Raw genomic sequence first — 17,104 nt, 5'->3', positions numbered from 1 at the left:
TCAGGAACGGCCGGACTTGTTTGATCGACTCGCACGTCTCGCCCCGTTCTTCGGTTTCGGCTTACCGTTCGATCGCGCTGGTTTCTGCTTCGCGGCCGCGACTGTCGGTTCGCCGACGATGCCTCTGACGTAGCCGCCCGGAGCCGGATCTCCCGGCGGGAGCTTCGGCGGCGCGACGCGTTTGCCGGATCGCGCCGACGCCCAGGCGGCCCAATCTTCCCACCAGCTGCCCTGATGCTTTTGCGCTTTCGCTCGCCACTGTTCGGCCGACATGCCCTTGATCGGTCCGTCCAGCGTCCAGTACGATGCCTTCGGGTTGTCCGGCGGGTTGACGATGCCGGCGACGTGACCGCTCGACGTCAGGACGAAGCGCGCGTCGCCGCCCACGATCTGCGTCGTGCGATAGGTCGCGCGCCAAGGTGCGATGTGGTCCGTCTCCGCGCCAAGCACGTAGAGCGGTGTCTTCACCTTCGAGAAGTCGATCGGCGCGCCGAGCAGCGAGAACGCGGCTTTGTGGACCAGCGAATTCTGCAGATAGCACGAGCGCAGGTACTGCGAGTGCATCGCGGCAGGCATCCTCGTACCGTCGCTGTTCCATGCGAGGATGTCGAACGCGGGCGGCTTTCGGCCCATGTACCAGTTCGTCACGACGTAGTTCCAGACGAGATCGTTGCCGCGCAGCCAATCGAAGGTCCCCGACATCTCCGTCGACTCGAGAAAACCGCGCTCAGCCATCTTACTCTCGAGCCGCTCGATCGTCTGCTCGTCGGTGAACACGCCGAGCTCGCCGGGCTCGGAGAAGTCGACGAGCGCGTTCGTGAGCGTCGTCCAGCCGATGCGTTTGCCTTCGCCGCGCTCCGCGAAATAGGCAAGCGCGAGCGCGGCCATCGTTCCGCCAAGGCATAGCGCCGCGAGGTTCACCGTCTTCGCACCGGTCAATTCCTGGACGCGGTCGATCGCCGCGAGCAGTCCGAGTCGGAAATAGTCGTCCATCGACAGGCGCGCCATCGATTCGTCCGGGTTACGATAGCTGATGCAGAAGGTCGTGAATCCGTGCGTGACCGCCCACTCCGCGAACGAGCGCTTCGGCGCGAGATCCATGATGTAGTACTTGTTGATCCACGGTGGGCTGAACAGCAGCGGCTGTTCGAAGACGGTCGACGTCTGCGGCTCGTACGCGATGAGCTCGATGAGCTCGTTGCGGAGCACGATGCGCCCGGGCGTCGCCGCGATGTTCTTGCCGATCTGGAACGGCGCCGTGTCGACTTGGCGCGGACGGCCGCTATTCGTTCGGACGTCTTCGATGAAGTTCTCCATGCCGCGGACGAGCGACGCGCCGCCGGTGTTCATCGCTTCGCGCACGACAGCCGGGTTGATCCACGGCACGTTCGACGGCGCGAGCGAATCCATGAGCATGCCGAGCGCGAAGCGCGCTTTGCGGCGCGTCGCCTCCGGAACGCGCGATACGTCGACGAGCTCGAGTGCTGCCCGCGCCCGCACGAGATACGCCTCGGCCATCGACGCCAGCATCGGATTTTCTTGCCAAGCGGCGTCGGCGAATCGCCGGTCGCCGGAACCGGGAACGGCGGCCGCATCGGGTTTCTCGCCAGCGAGCCGTCGGAGCATGTTCAGCCCGAGCGTTTGCTCGCCGAGGCTCACCTTCGTCATCCACGTCGTCAGGCGCAGCGGATCGGACATGACGTCGGCGACGACGGCGCGGACGGCTTCGCCGAGCGCCGCGGGATCGACGCCGGCGATATCCATGCCGTATCCGAGCTCTTCGACCGGTATCGAGCCGATCACATGTACAGACCTCCGTTGACGTTCACGACCGTTCCGGTTATGAAGCTCGCGTTCTCGTCCACGAGGAAACGGACGACGCGCGCGACCTCATCCGGCTTTCCGAGCCGATGTTCGGGGACGTGCGCGAGGCTCGCCTCTTTCGCCGCCGCCGGCATCGCGGCGACCATGTCGGTGTCGATGAAGCCGGGTGCGACGCAATTCGCCGTGATGCCGCGCGATGCCGTCTCGAGCGCGACGCACTTCGTGAGGCCGAGGAGACCGGCTTTTGAAGCCGCGTAGTTCGCCTGGCCGACGTTGCCCGTGTGCGCGATCACCGAACTCATGCTGACGATGCGGCCGTAACCGCGTTCGATCATGTGGTCCAAAACCGACTTGATCATGAAGAACGGACCGTTGAGATTCGTCTTGATGACGTCAAGCCAGTCCTGGACCGCGAGCTTGCGGACGGTGTGGTCGCGCGTGATCCCGGCGTTGTTGACGAGTATGTCGACGTGATCGAAGTCGCGAAGAACGGAGCCGACCAAACCGGTACAGCCGTCGAAATCGCCGACGTCGCTTTCGTAGAAGCGGCAGCGGTCGCTGCCGAGCTCGCCGGCGAGCGTCGCGCCCGCAGCGGCATCGCCGCCCAGGCCGGTGATCGCGACGCGAGCCCCGTCGGCCGACAATGCGCGCGCGATAGCCGCACCGATGCCGCGCGCGCCGCCGGTGACGATCGCGACGCGCCCGTCAAGAGAACTGTTGTTCAAGATCTTCCTTTCGAATCAGGGTCCCTGTAGCGGTCGAGCTTTAGCTCGACCGGCGACGGCGGTCGAGATAAATCTCGACCGCTACATCTCCAATCCGCCGTTGACGCTGTAGATCGCGCCGGTGATGTAGCCGGCCTCGTCTTCGAGCAAGAATCGCACGACGCGCGCGACCTCTTCCGGCCGGCCGAGCCGGCGTAATGGGATCCGTTCGATGACTGTATCGAGCACGGCTTTCGGCATGGCGCCGACCATCTCGGTCTCGATGAAGCCCGGCGCGACGCAGTTCACGGTGATGCCCTTTCGCGCCATCTCGAGCGCGAGACTCTTCGTGAGGCCGAACAATCCGGCTTTTGACGCAGCGTAGTTCGCCTGACCGACGTTGCCGGTCTCGCCGATGACGGAACTGATGTTGACGATACGCCCCGATCCCCGCTCGAGCATGTGCTCGAGCACCGCTTTGGTCATATGGAAAGCACCCGAGAGATTCACTTGGAGAACTTGATGCCACTCGTCGGGCGTCATCTTCCGCACGGTTTTATCTATCGTGATGCCGGCGTTGTTGACGAGGTAGTCGATGCGGCCGAAATCGCGCAGGACCTCTTTGACGACGCGCTCGCACGACGCCGGATCATCGACGCGGCCCTGATGGATCGAGACCGAATGGTCGGGAAGGTTTTTCCGCAGCTCGTCCGCTTTCTCGCGGTCCTTGCTGTAGCCGGCGGCGACGTGGCAGCCGCGCGAGGCGAGGTCGGCGGTGATCGCGGCGCCGATGCCGCGTGTGCCGCCCGTGACGATGGCGACGCGTTCGCTCAACACGTGTGTCTGTCTCCTTATGTCGTGAGGGCGATGGAGCGGCCGACCTTTACGGTCGACCGCCGCGGTCCTCCCGAGGTCGTTACGTATGGGCGCGCAGCGCGCGCCAGATCTCGCTCGGCCGCGGCGGCTTCCCGTACATGAGCACGCCGACCCGGTAGAGCTTGCCCGCGAGAATCGTAAGGCCCCATATCGCGAGCAGCGACCCGCCGATCGAGACCGCGATCTGCCATGCGGGCACGTCGGTCGTCGATATGCGGGTGAACATGAGCAGCGGGCTGACGAGCGGGATCATCGAGCCCCAGACGACGATGTTAAGGTCCGGGAACTGCAGCGCGAAGATCGCCAGCACGTACGCCGCGATGATCGGCGCCATGAAGACCATGGAGTACTGCTGCACTTCTTCCGGCTTGCTCAGCAGCGAACCGACACCGGCGTAGATGGCCGCGTACGAGAAAAACCCGAGGAAGAAGAAAACGATGAGGAATGCGAGCGTACCCCAGGGCACGTGGGGTAGGCCCTGCGTCGCGATGAGGTGCGTCAGCTGCTGCTGCTGGGCGGATTGCGTCTTCTGCGCGAGCGCCACAGCTTGCTGGCCGTTCGGCGATGATCCGTATAGAACGCCCGCGATGATCGCGGCGACGGCCGCGGCCACGGCGTTGATCGTCAACTGGAGCAGCGCCACCGCGCTGATGCCGAAGATCTTGCCTGCCAGCAGCTGCGTCGGACGCGCGGCGCCGATCATGACCTCCATGATACGGTTCGCCTTCTCTTCGATGACGCCCGTTGCGACTTGCATGCCGTACGTGATGACGGCGATATACAAGATGATGAGCAGAAAATAGACGATGCCTTGGGAAAAGAATTCATCGTTCGCGTTCTTGTAGCGCGCGTTCAGGCTGTGGACGTCGAACGGGAACTTGAGCGCTTGGGAAACGGCGTCGCGCTGCGTCGCGCTCACGTCGGCGAGTATGACAGCTCGCTGAAGCGATGATCGGACATCGTCGGCGTTCTGAAGCGCGTTCGACGACTTCGGGTAGTACGCAAACGCGAGCTGGTGCTTCTCGTCGCGATAGGCGATAAGCGCGGCGTCGTATTTCCCCCGCATGAGCTTCGCCCTCAATGAAGGCGGGAGATCGCCCGTCGTCGGGTGGATCGTCGGGTCGGTCTCGACGATATTCCCGGTCTTCTCAAGTGCCTTCTCGACCGCGGTCGTCGTCCCCGAATCCGGCGTCGCGACGATGAACTTCGTCGACGTCGAACTCGCGAAACCGGCGATCATCGATGGGATGAGCGCCAGCCCGATGATGAGCACGACGCCGAGGGCCGTTGCGACGATGAACGACCGTTGGCGCACGCGCTCGACGAATTCGCGCTTGATGAGCAGCCACACCGTGCTCATGGCGTCTGCTCCGGCTTGACCGCGGCGAGATAGATATCGTTGAGGCTCGGCTCGACGACTTCGAAGTGGTCGAGAGGCCCGCTCGCGATCGCCGCGCGCGCCAGTTCCGCCGGCGCATGTCCGGCGGGGAGTTTCACATCGAGGTAACCGTTGCGGCTCGGCAATACCGATGCGCCCGGGAACGCCTTGAGGAAATCCGTATTCGGGAGCTGCGTCATCCGGATGAAGCGGTCCGGCCAGTTGCGCTTGATCTCGCGCAGGTTACCCGACTGGACTGCACGCGAGCGGTCGATGATGCAGACGTCCTCGCAGAGCTCTTCCACTTGTTCCATGCGGTGGCTTGAAAGCAGGACCGTCGTATCGGCCTCGACGAGTTGCCGGATCGATTTCTTGACGACCTCGACGTTCACCGGATCGAACCCGGAGAACGGTTCGTCGAGGACGAGCAACGGAGGTGCGTGCACGACGGCCGCTATGAATTGGACTTTTTGCTGGTTGCCCTTCGAAAGCTCTTGCGGCGCCTTCTCGAGATGCTCGGTGAGACTCAGCTGTGAGGCAAGATCTTCGATGGTCTTCTTTGCGACTGGTGCCGAGAGCCCGTGCAGCTGCGCGAGGAACATGAGCTGGTCGCACACCTTCATTTTCGGGTAAAGTCCGCGCTCCTCGGGCAGGTAGCCGAACGTGCGGCGGCTATCCCCATCGACCGTCTTGCCTTGCCAGCGAACCGCTCCCGAGTCCGGCACGATGATGTCAAGCACCATACGGATCGTCGTCGTCTTACCCGCACCGTTGGGTCCGAGCAGGCCGAACACGGTCCCAGACTTGGCGGTGAACGACAGTCCATCGACCGCGCGGACATTCGTGAACGTCTTCGTGATGTTGTCGACGTCGAGCGTCACTTTCGGCGTCACGATCGCTTGCGCTCGCTGAAGTAGATCTTGTTGCCCGACGGGTCGACGACGCCCAACTCGCGCGAGCCCCACTCCTGCTCCTGGATGCCCGGGTTCATGTAGCGGTAGTGTTTGGCTTTGAGCTCCTCGAGCAAGTCGTCGACGCCCGTCGTCTCGACGATGAGGTGCACGCCCGGGCTGCCGTCGCCGTGGTGCTCGCTCAGGTAGAGCATGAGGCCGTCGCGGGAGATGCCCATGAAAAGCGGAGCGTTGTCGTTGAAGCGGTGTTCGAATTCCACTTTGAAGCCGAGATAATCGATATAGAATTCCCGAGCCTTTGCGACGTCGAACATGCGCAGGACGGGAATCGTCCGCTGAAGGAGCGAGGGCATGCTCGATGCTTACCGCGGGCTTTCGATTTCACCTTCGGCTCTTATTAAGGAACGCATCGACGACTTTCTTGGGCGCGCGTGCGAGCCACGCCTCGCGTATCACATCTTTGAGATCTTTGACGGCGATCTTGTCGAGGCGGACGAGCACCGCAGGATAACCGTCGAAGTGCGGCGTCGTGAAGTACACGCCCGGATCACTCGCTAGCATCACTTCTTTCATCTCAAGGCCCGAGGTGCGGACGCCGAGTATCGGACCTTTCGGGGCGTGCGCACCCAGCGCTTCGAGATCCGACTTGCGCAGCGGGCGCTCCCACACGAAGAACTTGTCGTTGACGGTCCACGCGGCATGATCGCGCGAGGCGGTTTCGCTCGTACCGGGCAGCGCCAGCGCAAGCCGGCGGACATCGCGCCACGTCGCCATATCAAATCGTGATCTTATTTGTTGCGCGCGTAGGCGTCGGTGCCATGGAAGTGCAGCGACACGTACGGTTCGTCGCCGACAACCCAGCTATCGTGACCCGGCGGGATGTAGAACAGATCGCCAGCGCGCATCTCGAGCACGTCACCGTTATCCATCGCGGCTGTCGCACAACCCGAAACGACGAGGCCGACATGCTCGACCTCACATGACGTCTTGCCCAGGCCGGCGCCGACGTGAGCCGACCATTTCCAACCAGGCTGGTACGTGGCGCGTCCGATCGTCATGCCGCCGACGCGGACCACTTCGAAGCGCCCCTTCTCGAATTCGCGGACCTCGTCCGGCGACTCGAACCGCTTGATGATCACGGCCAATTCTCGATCGTCGATCATGATTTCGCTCCTAGTCGCTGCTCGTCTAACGTCTTCATACGGCCTTGTGCGTTTGGGTCAGCGTGTCCACGCGCAGTTGACCGCAGGCAGCGGCGATATCGTCGCCCATCGTGTGCCGGATAGTCGAAGGTACGCCGCGCTCGCGTAGGATCTCTTGGAAACGTCGCATCGCGGCCGGCGCCGTCCGTCGATACGGCGCGTCGGTCGCATTGTACGGTATGAGATTCACGTGGTGGAGCGGACCACCGAGTAGATCGGCGAGCTGGCGCGCGTCTTCGGGCCTGTCGTTCACCCCGGCCAGCATCAGGTACTCGTAGAAGACTTTGCGGTTCGTCGCCGCGATGTACTCTTTGACCGCGTCCATGAGCTTCGCGATCGGCCATTTCTTGTTGATAGGCATGAGTCCGGTTCGAAGCACGTCATCGGGCGCATGGAGCGAGATCGCGAGATTGATCTGGACACCTTCCTTCGCGAACTTCTCGATGCCCGGCACGACGCCGGCGGTCGATATCGTGATGTGGCGCGCGCCGAGATTGAAGCCTTGTCCATCGTTGAGCAGCGCGACCGAGTCCATCACCGCGTCGTAGTTGAGGAACGGTTCGCCCATGCCCATGAAGACGAGATTGGTGAGGCCGAGCTTGTCTTGCCTCGCACGCCGTGCGACGTGGACGGCTTGGTCGAAGATCTCGAGCGCCGTCATGTTGCGGAAGAATCCGCCTTGCCCGGTGGCGCAGAAGTCGCATTTGAGCGCGCAGCCAGCTTGCGATGAGATGCACGCGGTCGTCCGCCCTTCGCGATGACGCATGAGGACGGCTTCCACTTCCTTGCCGTCGTGCAGCGCGAAGAGGAACTTCGTCGTCTGGCCGTCTTTCGACGTCACCTCGCGCTCGAGCGCTAGGCTCGAGAGCTTGAATCGTGCGGCGAGATGCTTACGCAGGTCGGTCGACAAGACGGAGATCGCAGTAAAGTCGTTGACAAGCTCTTTCGTCGCGGCGCGATATATCTGGTCGAGGCGATAGCGCTGCAAGCCGAGCGCCGCGGCTGCGGCCTCGGCGCTCTCGAATCCGGCTTCGCGGGCGCGTCCGCTCCACCAAATGTCGCGCGGATCGCGTTCGTGCGTCTTCGTCATCGTCAAAAAAGCTTGAGCTCGGGTTCCTCTTGTAGCGGTCGAGCTTCAGCTCGACCGGCGCCGGCCTCGCCTCGTTCATCGTCGGCCTGTTTCAATTCGTCGAGCTTGCGCCGCACTGCCTGCAAATCGTTCCATACAAGTCGCTTCACGGCGTCGATCTGGCCGCCCGTCAGCCGCAAGATATACGCCGGATGGAACGTGACGATGAGATCGGTGCCGGCGGGCCCGGCGTACCAGATGCCGCGCTGACGGGTGATGCTGAAGCCGGCCCCGAGGAACGATTTCGCTGCGGGAGCGCCGACGGCAAGGATGACCCGTGGCTTGACGATCGCGATCTCGCGATCGAGGAACTCGCGGCAGTTGGCGATCTCTTCCTGCATCGGCGCGCGATTGTAAACCCGGCCGTTCTCTTCCGTGGAGGCGCGGCACTTTATCGTGTTCGTGATGAAGACGTCCTCGCGGCGCAGACCGATCGCGGCGAGCATCTTCGTCAACAGCTCGCCGGCGCGTCCGACGAAAGGCTCTCCTTTGCGGTCTTCGTTCTCGCCCGGACCTTCGCCGACGATCATGAGCGGGCTATCGGGATCGCCGACGCCGCAGACGATCTTATCGCGCGTCGTCGCGATCGCGCAGCGGCGGCACGCATCCGCTTGTGCGTGCAAGGTCGCTAATGCAGAACGCTTCGTATCCACACGACCACTCCGGCGACGATTGCGACGAACAACAAGTATCTCCCCGCCAGCGCTGCGCTGAGCGACCAGTACCACAGCCTGCCGTGGCGCTTGATCCAATACAACCGGCGGCTGCGCTGACGCCAATTGAGCACGCCGGTCTTGCCCCACGTCTTGCGCGAACCGCCTTGCTCGCTCAGGTGCGTGACGACGCACTGCGGCAGGAAGACGACGCGCTTGCCTGCGTCGCGGAGACGATGCGCGAAGTCGATCTCCTCATGATAGAGGAAGAAACGCTCGTCGAACCCGCCCAACTGTTCGAACACGTCGCGCCGGATGAACATCGCCGCGCCGACGACGAGATCAACGTCGCGTTCGGTCGAATAGTCCCACCGTCGGAGCTTGTAGCCGTTGGCCTGCTTGCGAAAGATCGGCAGGTCGCCCCACGCGGAGCTTCGCAAGAACGCCTGCCACCACGTGTCGAACTCGCCGCACGACTCGGCTACGGAACCGTCCTCATCGAGCAGCTTGGCGCCGGCCATCGCCACGTCGGGATGTGCGTCGAAGTATGCGACGGCGTTTTCGAGCAGCGCCCGATGAGCGACCGCATCGGGATTGAAGAAGAACAGCAGCGGCGCCTTCGCAAAACGCGCGCCGACGTTGCAGCCCTTCGCAAAGCCGAGATTCGCCTTGTTCTCGATGACCTCGACTCCGGGGAACGCCAGCTTGGCGAGCGCGACGCTGTCGTCGGCCGAGCCGTTGTCCGACACGATCACCTGGGCGAACGACGCGTCTCGCCGCACTTCCGGCAGTGCCGCCAGCGAACGCAGGCACGACTCGAGCTGATCGGCGGCATTGTAGCTGACGACGATCACCGAAACCCTTGGCATCCTCGGCGACTTCCTCGGACGGCGGATGCGGCCATTTCTAGCGCGCGGTATAAAAAAACGAGCGTCCGTGTCGGACGCTCGGGGGTGGATTTACCGGAAGTTCTAAGAGGCTTTCTCGACCGGAACCTGGGGATTCAGAACCGGAAGCCCGTTGAGGGCATCCATGATCATCTCCAGCGGGATCCCATATCCCTCGCTCACCTGCTCGATGGTCTCGAACTCCGAGATCGCGCAGTGGGCGCATCCGCCGAGGTGGAAGTTGGCGAAGACCGCTCTCGCACCGGGGTGGAGAGCGAACGCTTCGCCGACCGTAAGACCTGGGTGAAATCTACTACTGTCTGTACTGACGGCGACCACCCCCTTTCTCCCGTCGCGCGTCGTCTTTTCGTCTCTAGTCTGACGACGACCGCGGGACCGATACACCCCTATATTTCGGCGCGTTTTGTCCCGGACCTGCGCCCGACGAGCAGAGCAACCGTAAACTATGTCCTGCGTCGCTGCTGCAAATACGCCCACATGAACTGATCGAGGTCGCCGTCGAGCACGCCTTGCGCGTCCGTGACCTTCACCTCGGTCCGATGGTCGTTCACCATCGTGTAGGGCTGCAAAGTGTACGACCGGATCTGACTTCCCCACTCGATAGCGCTCTTGTCGCCGCCGAGCGCCGCAAGCTTCGCCTGTCGCTCTTCGCGGTCGCGTTGGGCTAGGCGGGCAGCGAGCATCTTCATCGCTCGATTGCGATTGGCGAGCTGCGATCGTTCGTTCTGAACGGCGACGATGATGCCGCTCGGCTTGTGAGTGATCCGGATGGCGCTTTCCGTCTTGTTGACGTGCTGGCCGCCTGCTCCGCCGCTCTTGAACGTCTCGACCTCGATGTCGTCGGGCTTGATCTCGATCGCTTCGCCTTCTTCGACGTCGGGCGTCACGTCCACCGATGCGAACGAGGTGTGACGGCGTTTGGCCGCGTCGAACGGCGAAATGCGGACCAGTCGATGGACGCCGCGTTCGCTCTCCATATATCCGTACGCGTTGCGGCCCTCGATGAGAAACGTGACGCTCTTGAGTCCTGCCTCTTCGCCTTCGAGCGAGTCGACGATTTCGGTGCGGTAACCGTGACGTTCCGCCCAGCGCAGATACATGCGGGCGAGCATCTGGGTCCAGTCGCACGCCTCCGTGCCGCCCGCACCGGCGTGGATGCTGACGATGGCGTCGTGGGAATCGTACTCGCCGTCAAGCACGGCCGACATCTCGGCTTCATCGACGCGCTTACGCAACACGTCGATCTCTGCGGCTAGCTCCGTTTCAAGCGCACCGTCTGCCTCGCCGAGTTCCAGGAACTCACCGATCTCGTTCGCCTTCAGCACGAGCGGCTCGAGCACGGCGATCTCGGCGCGCAGATCAGCGAGGCGCTTCATATGTTTCTGCGCCGATTGCGGGTCGTTCCAGAACGAGGGGTCGTGCGTCTCGGTTTCGAGCGCGTTTATCTGGCTGAGCTTGCCGGCATAGTCAAAGACGCACCTTGAGGGTTTGCAGGCGATCTTTGATCCTTTGGAGTTCGATTCGAAGTTGTTCGTTCATCGTCGTCTCGATTCGCCGCGACGGCTCGTCCGTCATTTATCGCCGAGCGTCGCTGACGGTCAGCGAAGCACCGGATAGTAGGTTACGAGGAACACGCCGATCAGCACGATGAGAATCGCAGGCGACACGACCTGGACCCAGCGTGCACGCCAGACGAGCGCAGGTATGAGGACGGCGAGCATCGCGAGGACGCCGGCGTTCTGCGTCGCCCAATTCGTCATGTCGAGAGCTGACCCGCCGAGCAGATTCACCGCGATCGAGAACACGCAGAGCACGAGAATCGCAAATATGTATGTAGGACCTTGCTGCTGGTGAAAGGCGCGCATGTCGACGCCGTCTTCGCGCGGTATTCGGGGCGAGACAAGCGCGCAGACCAAGTACTGGTTGATACAGAAGGCCAAGCCGATCGCTATCGTCGCCATTGAAAGCGACCCAAGCGTGTGGCCGTCCCAAAAGCTGAGCCAATTTATGGTGAGCGTACCGAGCGCGACCGACATCCACAACGCATGCGCCCAATCGAAGACGAGCTCGCGACGGTGACGGATCATCTGTCCGACCGCGAGCAGCAGGTGCGCGAGCGCGAGCGAGAAGATGAACGAAAAGAAAGTGATGACGAAGTCGAACGGCTGCATCGCGCTAGGGCGTTCTCACTCGTGCGCGGTTCACCCTCAGGGGTACTCTTCGTGCCACTCCCACCATTTGTACGGCGGGGACTGCGGGTAGCCCGCGGGTGAGTCTTCCCACTCCTCTTGCCGTCCGAGCGCCGTCAGGTCGAGGTAGCTCCACGTGTTCTCGAACGCCTCGTCGCCTCGGTTGTTGACGAAGTAGGTACGGAACACGCTGTCTCCGTCTCTGATGAACGCGTTCGTGCCGTGCCACTCGTCGACGCCGAAGTCTTTGTCGAACTCATCGGTGATCGTGTACCACGGTATGTGCTGCCAGCCCATGCGGGCCTTTACGCGTTCGATGTCCGCCTGCGACCCGCGAGAGACGAACACGAGCGTCGTGTCGCGAGCATTCAAATGCGCGAGGTTGCCGATGTGATCGGCTATCAGCGAGCAGCCGACGCATGCATGGTCGGGCCACCCCTCCACGCCAGGCTCTAGGAACGCGCGGTAGACCACCAGCTGACGCCGGCCCTTGAAAAGGTCGAGCAAGCCAACCTTCCCTTCCGGCCCGTCGAACGCATATCGCTTCGGCACCGCCACCCATGGCATCCGCCGCCGCGAGGCGGCGAGCGCGTCGCGCGCGCGAGTCAACTCCTTTTCCTTCACAAGCAGCTTTTGGCGTGCGGCCTCCCACGCTTCCGCCGATACGATCGGCGGCGTGCTCATCGCGATGCCCGTGTTCGGACTTCCGGTGGTCATGATGCTCTCCTGGAGTTCAGTTTCACAGCGGCCTTGATCAGCGTCTTGAACGCCTTCTCATCGATCTTCTCGCCCTCGCGAATATCGATGGCACGTCTGAGGTTGCCTTCCAGGCTCGAGTTGAATAGGCCTGAAGGGTCCTTCAAGAAGGCTCCCTTAGCGAACGTCAGCTTTACAACGCTCTTGTAGGACTCACCCGTGCAGATAATTCCATCGTGTTCCCACACCGGGACCCCGCGCCATTTCCACTCCTCGACCACCTTAGGATCGGCCTGCTTGATGAGAGAGCGCAGCCGCGCGAGCATTTTGCCGCGCCAATCGTCGAGCTCCCTTATCCTTCCATCTATCAGTTTGGATGGAGACTCACTTTTCTTCGCGCTGCTCTTCTTGATCATTTCGCCGGCCCCCATATATCGCTCCGTAGCGGCCGGTAAGATTTGTCAGTTCTACCCCAACGCCTTCGTGAGGGCTTCAGGTACGAAGGCCATGGACGCTATTTCCAACGGTTGCCTGGCGCTGTCACGTAGTTCTTCCAGATGTATCCCCACGGAAGGACGAGTGGTACGAGAACGACGCCTACGATTATCGGGAAGAAGCTATCGGCCGTGTCGGCATCGACGTGGTGCGCGAGCCACAGCGGGAGCCAAGCCGCAAGGACCCACAACATTTTCCACGCCAGTTCGAAGATCAGAAGCGGCAGCATCCTGACCGGGTATCGAACTCCCAAAAGTGAGAGTGCGGTCAGCGCGCCGAGGAAACTCATCCCGACGCCGTGCCACATATCCCACGGCTTGGTATGGTGTATGATGGCCGGCCAGGTCTGACTCCCCTGGGCGAACGCGATGAGCAAGTACATCGCTCGAAGCACGTAGAGCCGGAACAGCGAAAGCTCCGGCGCTGGTCGAGCGTCAGTCATGTCCTATCTACTTTCTCGCCGCCTACATAACGGTCATCCGCTGGCGAGCGATGCGCGCTGGATCTTCGAAGAGCCGCGCCGTGACTGCTCCAAAAATGAACCCGCCGATGTGCGCTACGTACGCGACGCCGCCGCTCTGGGTCGCGGCGATCGTACCGACGCTCAAGAGCTGCAGCAGGAACCAACCACCGACCAACAGCGCCGCCGGGATGTACGCCACGCGCACGAACACGAAGATCACGAGCAGCGAGCGGATAGTATCGCGCGGATACGTGACGAGGAAACCGCCCATGACTGCCGCGATCGCGCCGCTGGCCCCGAGGTTGGGGACCGTTGAGTGCGGATCGAACGCGACTTGGGCGAGCATCGCTGCTACTCCGCCGAGTAGATAATACACGGCGTAGCGCCCACGGCCCATCGAGTCTTCAATCTCCGGCCCGAAGGCCCATAGGAACACCATGTTGCCGATGATGTGCGACCAGCTCGCGTGCATGAACATGGCGGTGAAGATCGTCTCCAGGTGATGACCTGCCGAGATGTCGGCGGGCACGAGTGACCACCTGGAGACGAATGCATCGCCGTTCGCGAGCTCGAGGATGAACACGATCACATTGATGACGATGATCGTCATGGTGACGACGGGAAAACCGGCCGGACGGCGTGACGCGTCGGTGAGAGGGATTACGCTCATCGCATGATCCGGCTACGCGGCGCGCTTGGTCATGCCGGCGTTCAGCGATCTCAGCCTGAACGCGAACATCGTCTGCACCAGACCGAAGAGCAGGAAATACCAACCGAACAGGAACGCCGTCGCGACGACACCTCCCTCGGGCATGCGGAACACGAAAACGCCGAAAGCGACGGAGATGATCCCCGCCACGATGTACAGCCATTCGTTATCGATGACGTCGCGGAAACGTATCCCGGCTGCGACCTGGAGGATCCCTGTCAGGATGAACCACGATGCTACGAAATACACGAACGTAAGGGTGCTCTCGACCGGCCACGACCAGACGAGAACCGCTATGACCACGCCGATGATGCCTTCGAGCAAGAGCGCCCACCAGCGATCTCCGGCGACGCCGGTAGCGGCGACGGCGATCAGGAGCGCGCCGACGAGGAACGAGTAAAATCCCAATACGAGCGTGAGCCCGATAAGTGCGGCGCTGGGCTGCACGAACGCGATGACGCCGACTGCGATACCCGCGAGTCCGCGCAATAGGAAAATCCACCACCTGCTAGAGATCGCGTCGATCATGACGGCCTCCATTCAACGTGCTGCGAAAGGTGCAAGCGAGATGTTCAGGCGCAGTTCAGCCGACGCGTAAGACCAGCCTCGCGAACGACCGTTCGACTTGAGGTGTGAGGCGAGTAGTGACCCGGAGACCAGTCGTCACGATGCTGGACGTGGGCCGGACTCTGTTGCAAGCGGTCCTGCCTCGCAAACTGCTCTGCCAACCATTGAAACCACTCCATCCACATCGGATACTGTTGAGCTTCGCGCGTCTCTCGGATCGAATCTTTGAGTCGCTCCCACACGGTGACGACGGCGCCGCCGATGAGCTCCTGGGTCACGTCAAATGCGACGGCTCGCCGGAAGACGAGCAACACCGAGGCTCTCAAAGCGCAGCGCCACTAAGCGCGCAGCTTCCTCGTACTCGCGTCCTTGAGCCCGCAAGTCCGTCGCCGAGATGCCGGACGGTAGTGTAAAGACGAGGCCGACAGCGCGGGTGAAATCGACATCTTGGAAGGTTCGGACTAGTTCGACGGTCGCAGAATCGCGGCGCTGTTCACGTAACTGCCGAAGCTGATCGAGGCCGACGAACGCGGTCACCGCGATCACAAGTCCCATGATCGCGGTGCTGATAGCCGTAACCGCTTCCCAGCCCATGCTCTCTCATCTCCACGCGGAAAGGTCAATCATCCACGACAACGATTACGTTGCCTAGTTTCTGACCGGATGCTACGTGCGTAAAAGCGTCCGCGATCTCATCCAACGGATACGTCCTGTCTATCAACGGCCTGAAGCAACCTCTTTCGATGATATCAAGGATGAACCTCAAAGTGGCCGCGACGTCTCTCGGAGGGACGAACGGGACTTTCTTCCCGCCCAGCAATGGGGTAACGAGCGCGAAGAACGCGTTCTCAGCCCCGCCCGACGACGTATACTGCCCATCCCGTTTCAAGAGCGCTTTGCATTTGAGAAAGCTGCTCTTGCCTATCGCGTCAAAGACGAAATCATAGCGCTCGCGATCTTTTGTGAAATCTTCTTTTTCGTAGTCGATGACTCGATCCGCACCCAAGGATCGTATCAGCTCCGCGTTCGCGCCTTCACAGACCGCGGTGACAACTGTCACGGTGCCTTGGAACTCAAAGTCCCCTATCTCGTCTAAAGTAGGAATGCTTCCCGTGGGGTAGTCGTTCGCCGGTAGAATTCCACTCGGGTTTGTCGGGACGAACATGGCGTCGTTTGGCTGAAGAAAGAGATCGAACTCTTGGGGCGCTGAGCCGCAATACGTTGTTGCGGTTTGAGAAAAGGTAGTTGAGGTCCACGTTCCAGTATCGGGATCGCTTTGAAAAGATACCGACATTGGATCATAGGCCGTCGCCAGCGTGGATGATGTGAATACTTCCTCAGTCGTCGAAGGATTTGTGATAGTAAAGGGCTTCCAGTTTACCCCGGGCTGCTGGCCCCACGACAGGACATTCCAATCAGCTCCAGCGCCCGTCGAATATGCGACCGGGAAATGGGGACTGGGTTTCAAGGAGAGCAAAGTTGCTTGTGACATTGAATGGTGCTACGGTGCAATTCTCTATGCAATGCTTTATCGGAGGCGGCGCTACGCTTTCTGATCCGCCTCCACCACCACATGCCGATAGTTGAAAAAACAAGCTTAGGGCAAAACCTCTAGCCAGTAACAAACCGAGGCGATTAACGACATCCTTCCGGTTCATCGCGAAACCTCCGTGAAGTCAAAAAGCCCCGTGCTGGGCTACCACGATCCGCCGCGACGCCCATGCTCCAAATAACGTTGGCACCGATCAGCTATATGCTCGAAATCGCCCCACATGAGGGCGTCCCTTTGACGCATGAGCTCTACGACAGGACGAAGTTGCTCCCAGCGAACGGCACATCTGTGAGCAAAAAAATCATAGAACAGCGGCGCATCGAGTACGCCATGACGTATCAACGCACCCATTTTCTCCCAAAAATTCGCAATACGAATCTCCGGATGCCTCATGAGATCAAAGCGTCCGCTTATCAGTTCCTGGCGGTAGACGTCGTCCTCTAATTTGTCCGCCAACTCTAATTCAACGAAGGCGCGGGCGGTAAGAAGCTCCGGCGATTCAAGCTCGCGCGATACTTCGAGGAACCCTTCGAGCTGATTGCCCGCTCGGAGGTGGCGAATTTGGATGACCGCTGCAATGGCAGCGGCCGCCAGCACAACTACGGATAAGACTGAAACCACTGCTGTCAAAGCTTCCCATGACATGACACTTGCCCTCCCGAAGCCGAACCAGATGCTACCTAGACGCAACACACCGTTTCGGTTCGCGCGAGAGGGTTTCCGGGCAGAGCGCTTTTTACGCCGCGGTCAGGCAAAAACCCCGTGCCCGGAAACCCCCTGCTCGTTGGTCGACTTCGCAGGGCTGAGGTCAACGCAAAACGTCCGGTACCAATCTCCAACGTCCGCTG

Annotated in this window: 22 protein-coding genes; all 22 read right to left on the bottom strand. The window is 61.5% G+C overall.

From position 1 onward, the window contains the following. Positions 1-1,803 (bottom strand): alpha/beta fold hydrolase, encoded by a 1,803-nt coding sequence (locus tag VFO25_06690; GenBank protein HET9342583.1) that lies wholly within the window; start codon positions 1,801-1,803, stop codon positions 1-3. Further along, complete coding sequence (locus VFO25_06685; GenBank protein HET9342582.1) at positions 1,800-2,549, bottom strand: 3-oxoacyl-ACP reductase; 750 nt, start codon at positions 2,547-2,549, stop codon at positions 1,800-1,802. The genes VFO25_06690 and VFO25_06685 overlap by 4 nt, the downstream gene beginning before the upstream one ends. A gap of 81 nt (positions 2,550-2,630) precedes the next feature. Then, positions 2,631-3,362 (bottom strand): beta-ketoacyl-ACP reductase, encoded by a 732-nt coding sequence (locus VFO25_06680; GenBank protein HET9342581.1) that lies wholly within the window; start codon positions 3,360-3,362, stop codon positions 2,631-2,633. Positions 3,363-3,444: 82 nt separating this feature from the next. Further along, entirely contained in the window at positions 3,445-4,764 is a 1,320-nt protein-coding gene (locus VFO25_06675; GenBank protein HET9342580.1) for an ABC transporter permease, read from the bottom strand. Next, positions 4,761-5,675, bottom strand: a complete 915-nt coding sequence (locus tag VFO25_06670) for an ATP-binding cassette domain-containing protein (GenBank protein ID HET9342579.1) — start codon at positions 5,673-5,675, stop codon at positions 4,761-4,763. The genes VFO25_06675 and VFO25_06670 overlap by 4 nt, the downstream gene beginning before the upstream one ends. Next, complete coding sequence (locus VFO25_06665) at positions 5,672-6,046, bottom strand: glyoxalase superfamily protein (protein ID HET9342578.1); 375 nt, start codon at positions 6,044-6,046, stop codon at positions 5,672-5,674. The genes VFO25_06670 and VFO25_06665 overlap by 4 nt, the downstream gene beginning before the upstream one ends. A gap of 28 nt (positions 6,047-6,074) precedes the next feature. Continuing rightward, entirely contained in the window at positions 6,075-6,467 is a 393-nt protein-coding gene (locus VFO25_06660) for an MmcQ/YjbR family DNA-binding protein (GenBank protein ID HET9342577.1), read from the bottom strand. A 14-nt stretch (positions 6,468-6,481) separates the two neighbouring features. Then, positions 6,482-6,856, bottom strand: coding sequence for a cupin domain-containing protein (locus tag VFO25_06655; protein ID HET9342576.1), 375 nt, complete (start codon positions 6,854-6,856; stop codon positions 6,482-6,484). A 34-nt stretch (positions 6,857-6,890) separates the two neighbouring features. Beyond that, the gene (gene rlmN / locus VFO25_06650; protein ID HET9342575.1) at positions 6,891-7,985 is read right to left on the bottom strand and encodes a 23S rRNA (adenine(2503)-C(2))-methyltransferase RlmN; all 1,095 of its coding nucleotides are present in this window, start codon (positions 7,983-7,985) and stop codon (positions 6,891-6,893) included. A gap of 2 nt (positions 7,986-7,987) precedes the next feature. Further along, positions 7,988-8,677: a uracil-DNA glycosylase gene (locus tag VFO25_06645; GenBank protein HET9342574.1), complete on the bottom strand. Its 690-nt coding sequence runs from the start codon at positions 8,675-8,677 to the stop codon at positions 7,988-7,990. Continuing rightward, a complete protein-coding gene (locus VFO25_06640) occupies positions 8,653-9,546 on the bottom strand; it encodes a glycosyltransferase family 2 protein (GenBank protein HET9342573.1) in 894 nt (297 codons plus the stop codon). Before VFO25_06640 ends, VFO25_06645 begins: the two co-directional genes overlap by 25 nt. A gap of 102 nt (positions 9,547-9,648) precedes the next feature. Next, positions 9,649-9,903 (bottom strand): hypothetical protein, encoded by a 255-nt coding sequence (locus VFO25_06635; protein HET9342572.1) that lies wholly within the window; start codon positions 9,901-9,903, stop codon positions 9,649-9,651. A 125-nt stretch (positions 9,904-10,028) separates the two neighbouring features. After that, positions 10,029-11,084: a peptide chain release factor 2 gene (prfB, locus tag VFO25_06630; GenBank protein HET9342571.1), complete on the bottom strand. Its 1,056-nt coding sequence runs from the start codon at positions 11,082-11,084 to the stop codon at positions 10,029-10,031. A 99-nt stretch (positions 11,085-11,183) separates the two neighbouring features. Then, entirely contained in the window at positions 11,184-11,756 is a 573-nt protein-coding gene (locus tag VFO25_06625) for a hypothetical protein (protein HET9342570.1), read from the bottom strand. A 36-nt stretch (positions 11,757-11,792) separates the two neighbouring features. Continuing rightward, complete coding sequence (locus VFO25_06620; GenBank protein ID HET9342569.1) at positions 11,793-12,491, bottom strand: DUF899 domain-containing protein; 699 nt, start codon at positions 12,489-12,491, stop codon at positions 11,793-11,795. Beyond that, positions 12,488-12,886 (bottom strand): DUF1801 domain-containing protein, encoded by a 399-nt coding sequence (locus VFO25_06615; protein ID HET9342568.1) that lies wholly within the window; start codon positions 12,884-12,886, stop codon positions 12,488-12,490. The genes VFO25_06620 and VFO25_06615 overlap by 4 nt, the downstream gene beginning before the upstream one ends. Positions 12,887-12,984: 98 nt before the next feature. After that, positions 12,985-13,407, bottom strand: a complete 423-nt coding sequence (locus VFO25_06610; GenBank protein ID HET9342567.1) for a hypothetical protein — start codon at positions 13,405-13,407, stop codon at positions 12,985-12,987. A gap of 22 nt (positions 13,408-13,429) precedes the next feature. After that, positions 13,430-14,098 (bottom strand): rhomboid family intramembrane serine protease, encoded by a 669-nt coding sequence (locus VFO25_06605; protein HET9342566.1) that lies wholly within the window; start codon positions 14,096-14,098, stop codon positions 13,430-13,432. A gap of 12 nt (positions 14,099-14,110) precedes the next feature. Beyond that, positions 14,111-14,665 carry a DUF308 domain-containing protein gene (locus VFO25_06600; GenBank protein HET9342565.1) on the bottom strand — a complete coding sequence of 185 codons (555 nt, stop codon included), beginning with the start codon at positions 14,663-14,665 and terminating at the stop codon, positions 14,111-14,113. A gap of 318 nt (positions 14,666-14,983) precedes the next feature. Further along, a complete protein-coding gene (locus VFO25_06595; GenBank protein ID HET9342564.1) occupies positions 14,984-15,298 on the bottom strand; it encodes a hypothetical protein in 315 nt (104 codons plus the stop codon). Between the two features lie 25 nt (positions 15,299-15,323). Continuing rightward, positions 15,324-16,196 carry a zinc-binding dehydrogenase gene (locus VFO25_06590; GenBank protein ID HET9342563.1) on the bottom strand — a complete coding sequence of 291 codons (873 nt, stop codon included), beginning with the start codon at positions 16,194-16,196 and terminating at the stop codon, positions 15,324-15,326. A 204-nt stretch (positions 16,197-16,400) separates the two neighbouring features. After that, positions 16,401-16,901, bottom strand: coding sequence for a hypothetical protein (locus tag VFO25_06585; protein HET9342562.1), 501 nt, complete (start codon positions 16,899-16,901; stop codon positions 16,401-16,403). Between the last annotated feature and the right edge of the window lie 203 nt (positions 16,902-17,104).

The organism is Candidatus Eremiobacteraceae bacterium (assembly GCA_035710745.1).
Taxonomy (GTDB): Bacteria; Vulcanimicrobiota; Vulcanimicrobiia; order Eremiobacterales; family Eremiobacteraceae; genus JANWLL01.
The sequence above is the reverse complement of the archived record's forward strand: the minus strand, read 5'-3'. Positions and strand labels throughout refer to the sequence as shown.

Coding starts and splice junctions, on each gene's coding strand:
- rlmN (HET9342575.1), bottom strand. CDS start 7,985: ATGACGAAGACGCACGAACGCGATCCGCGCGACATTTGGTGGAGCGGA.
- VFO25_06620 (HET9342569.1), bottom strand. CDS start 12,491: ATGACCACCGGAAGTCCGAACACGGGCATCGCGATGAGCACGCCGCCG.
- VFO25_06610 (HET9342567.1), bottom strand. CDS start 13,407: ATGACTGACGCTCGACCAGCGCCGGAGCTTTCGCTGTTCCGGCTCTAC.
- VFO25_06615 (HET9342568.1), bottom strand. CDS start 12,886: ATGATCAAGAAGAGCAGCGCGAAGAAAAGTGAGTCTCCATCCAAACTG.
- VFO25_06605 (HET9342566.1), bottom strand. CDS start 14,098: ATGAGCGTAATCCCTCTCACCGACGCGTCACGCCGTCCGGCCGGTTTT.
- VFO25_06625 (HET9342570.1), bottom strand. CDS start 11,756: ATGCAGCCGTTCGACTTCGTCATCACTTTCTTTTCGTTCATCTTCTCG.
- VFO25_06675 (HET9342580.1), bottom strand. CDS start 4,764: ATGAGCACGGTGTGGCTGCTCATCAAGCGCGAATTCGTCGAGCGCGTG.
- VFO25_06660 (HET9342577.1), bottom strand. CDS start 6,467: ATGGCGACGTGGCGCGATGTCCGCCGGCTTGCGCTGGCGCTGCCCGGT.
- VFO25_06595 (HET9342564.1), bottom strand. CDS start 15,298: ATGGGCTGGGAAGCGGTTACGGCTATCAGCACCGCGATCATGGGACTT.
- VFO25_06640 (HET9342573.1), bottom strand. CDS start 9,546: ATGCCAAGGGTTTCGGTGATCGTCGTCAGCTACAATGCCGCCGATCAG.
- VFO25_06585 (HET9342562.1), bottom strand. CDS start 16,901: ATGTCATGGGAAGCTTTGACAGCAGTGGTTTCAGTCTTATCCGTAGTT.
- VFO25_06600 (HET9342565.1), bottom strand. CDS start 14,665: ATGATCGACGCGATCTCTAGCAGGTGGTGGATTTTCCTATTGCGCGGA.
- VFO25_06655 (HET9342576.1), bottom strand. CDS start 6,856: ATGATCGACGATCGAGAATTGGCCGTGATCATCAAGCGGTTCGAGTCG.
- VFO25_06590 (HET9342563.1), bottom strand. CDS start 16,196: ATGTCACAAGCAACTTTGCTCTCCTTGAAACCCAGTCCCCATTTCCCG.
- VFO25_06665 (HET9342578.1), bottom strand. CDS start 6,046: ATGCCCTCGCTCCTTCAGCGGACGATTCCCGTCCTGCGCATGTTCGAC.